At 53.3% G+C, this 3,046-nt stretch carries 4 protein-coding genes; all 4 read left to right on the top strand.

Annotated elements, in window-relative coordinates:
- Window positions 1-956 (top strand): fibrobacter succinogenes major paralogous domain-containing protein (locus tag Q0628_RS09825; protein WP_298770561.1); only part of this gene is annotated, 956 nt, incomplete at its 5' end.
- Between the two features lie 18 nt (window positions 957-974).
- The gene (locus tag Q0628_RS09820; RefSeq protein ID WP_298770559.1) at window positions 975-1,688 is read left to right on the top strand and encodes a fibrobacter succinogenes major paralogous domain-containing protein; all 714 of its coding nucleotides are present in this window, start codon (window positions 975-977) and stop codon (window positions 1,686-1,688) included.
- 18 nt (window positions 1,689-1,706) lie between these two features.
- The gene (locus tag Q0628_RS09815) at window positions 1,707-2,588 is read left to right on the top strand and encodes a fibrobacter succinogenes major paralogous domain-containing protein (protein ID WP_298770557.1); all 882 of its coding nucleotides are present in this window, start codon (window positions 1,707-1,709) and stop codon (window positions 2,586-2,588) included.
- An 18-nt stretch (window positions 2,589-2,606) separates the two neighbouring features.
- The coding region (locus Q0628_RS09810) for a hypothetical protein (protein WP_298770555.1) at window positions 2,607-3,046 on the top strand (440 nt) is incomplete at its 3' end.

The raw sequence follows: 3,046 nt of genomic DNA, 5'->3' as shown, positions 1-3,046 counted from the left end.
GCGGGAACGACAACAAAATAAAGAGTTGCGTGAAGGACACGGTAAAGGCGTTGCCGGAATGCGATGAAAGTAGAGAAGGTCTTATCGAAAAGAAAGATTCGGTCTCATATGTTATCTGTAAAAAAGGTTCGTGGGGAGATGCTACGGAAACCGATGTGGATACTTATGGAAAAAAATGCACCGGCACGGAAGTGGGAACGAGAACTGATGGCGTAGTGACCAAAACCAACAAGTATTACTGCACTTCAGATGGTTGGATTTCATTGATGACATGGAACTGGGACTTGCCGAAAGAAGCCTACCTGAATCCCGAATTTGAATATGGCTCCATGACGGACAGTCGCGACGGTCAAGTCTATAGGACGACGACGATTGGTAATCAGGTGTGGATGGCAGAGAATCTGAACTACGCCGATAGCATAGCGACTCCGAGCCTTCTTGGTAAAAGCTGGTGCTTTGATAACGAAGAAAAAAAATGCAACATAGCGGGCCGCTTTTATACCTGGGCGGCGGCTATAGACTCCGTGAAATTTGCAACCGACGAAAATAATCCGCGAAACTGTGGCAAAGGCAGAAAATGCGATCTTTCTGGAACAGTTCAGGGTATTTGTCCCAATGGTTGGCACCTGCCTAGTGACGGGGAATTTGCAACGTTGCTTAAGTCAGTGAGTAAATATGGCACCTTGGATGCAGGTTATATACTCAAAGCATCTCCAGGTGGTTGGACAAAAAACACTAAGTATCTTACGGATAAATTTGGTTTTTCGGCATTGCCTGTCGGTATTCGCAGTGTGGTTGGAGACTTCCTTGATGGCAGTTCCGCGGAATTTTTGACTACTCAGGAGTATAATAAAGACGATGTGAAAATCTTTGAACTTTACTTCGGTAGTAATGCGGCGGAGTGGTCGGACGGCTATAAGTATTACGCCTACTCCGTCCGCTGCGTGAAGGATTAAGAATCAGGAGAAATCGCCGTGAAAGCCGTCAAACTGCTTCTCCTCTCGTTCTTCTTTGTCGCCCTGCTCGTCGCCTGCGGGGACGACGTTTCCGCGAATGACGATGAAAACGGCGGCACTTCTCCGACCACCATGACGGACGAACGCGACGGCCAGGCCTACAGGATCGTCACCATCGGCTCGCAGACCTGGATGGCGGAGAACCTGAACTTCGACTACAAGGTTGCAGGAGAATCCTATGGCTCGTACTGCTATGACAATAGTGCCGACTCCTGTGCCAAGTACGGACGTCTCTACACCTGGGCCGCGGCGATGGATTCGGCGACGACGGGCTGCGGCTATGGCAAGACCTGCGCGGCGGATTCCGGAAGGGCGCAAGGCGTCTGCCCCACGGGCTGGCATTTGCCGAGTCGCGCGGAATGGGTAGCCCTCTTTATGGCCATCGGCGGCCAGTCTACTGCGGGCACGGCTTTGAAGGCAAGTTCAGGGTGGCATGACAACGGGAGCGGAACAGATGCCTACGGCTTCTCGGTGTTCCCGTCTGGCTACAGGAACGGCGGCGGAGACTACAGCCACGTGGGCAACGGCGCATACTTCTGGTCCGCTTCCGAAGACGACGCAAGCATTGCGTACCATATGTTCCTGGGCTATTCCTATGCGCACGCGTTCTTGGACAGCGGCTACAATAAGTACAACGCCTTCGCAGTGCGCTGCGTGAAGGACTCGGACTAAATCTCAAAAGGTTTCCCTATGAAAAACACATTCGCGAAAATGTTTACGGTCTGTGCCCTTGCGGGGGTGCTCGGTGTTGCGTTTACCGCCTGCGACGATTCGTCGTCTGCGGGGGGTGATGGCGGCGAAACATCGACCAAGTCCAGCAACTCTAGTTCTTCAAGTGTCACCCCGAGCGATGTCGAGGGGTCTAGCAAAACTGCCTGTGATTACTTGAATCCGGACATTAATTATGGCGAGTTTACCGATGAACGTGATGGACAAGTCTATAAGACGGTTAAAATCGGAGATCAGGTTTGGATGGCACAGAACCTGAATTATGCCTACATCGATGTTCCCTATAACTTTTCCTATAACAATGATGTTTACACCTCCGATTCCACCAGCTGGTGCTTCGATAACGACCCAGCCAACTGCGCCAAGTACGGCCGCCTTTATACCTGGGCTGCAGCCATGGACAGCGTGGGTGAGTGGAGCACGAGCGGCAAGGGCTGCGGCTATGGCGAGAATTGTAGCGTCGCTTCGGCGGGCTCAGCGACCTTGGTGCGGGGCATCTGCCCCAAGGGCTGGCACCTGCCAAGCAATGATGAATGGAACGCCCTGTTCACGGCGGTGGGCGGTTCTTCTACGGCGGGTTCCAAACTGAAGTCCCAGACTGGCTGGAAGATCAATGGCAACGGAACGGATGCCTTCGGGTTCTCGGCGCTTCCTGCCGGCGGCAGGAACAACATTGGGGATTACAACAGCGAGGGCTACAACGCGGACTTCTGGAGTTCTATTGAGGACGACAGCTTCAACGCGTACATCATGGATTTGGGCTGCAGCTACGACCTTGCGCGCCTGACTTACGAAAACAAGGGCTACGGTCTTTCTGTCCGTTGCCTCAAGGACTCCGAGTAATAACCCAAAGGTTTCGCTATGAAAAACACGTTCGCGAAAATGTTTACGGTCTGTGCCCTTGCTGGGGTGCTTGGTGCTGCGTTTATCGGTTGCGGTGACGACGACTCGTCTTCGCCGAAAGGGACGGGGCTCCCCGCCGAAGTGGCCGACATGGAAGAACTCGAAACATACGAGTGCAGCATGGATGTCATCGGCGAGAAGGTCTATGTGACCGAACTCGAAGAGAACTACGAATGCGACGGCGAGAAGTGGTTCAAGTCCTACGACCAGACAAAGCCGAGTTCTACAAAGTCGTCGGCCAGCAAGGACACCGACGGCTCCAGCGACTCCAAGACTGCCGACAAGGACGGTTCATCGAGCAGTGATGCTACGACATCTAGCAGTTCCGCCAAGTCCAGCAGCTCGCGCCCGACGGAAATCCTTGAACCCGAAATCACCGTGAACGAGACCTGCACCGA

The organism is uncultured Fibrobacter sp., assembly GCF_937877005.1.
Lineage (GTDB): Bacteria > Fibrobacterota > Fibrobacteria > Fibrobacterales > Fibrobacteraceae > Fibrobacter.
This window is presented reverse-complemented; position numbering and strand designations above follow the sequence as displayed.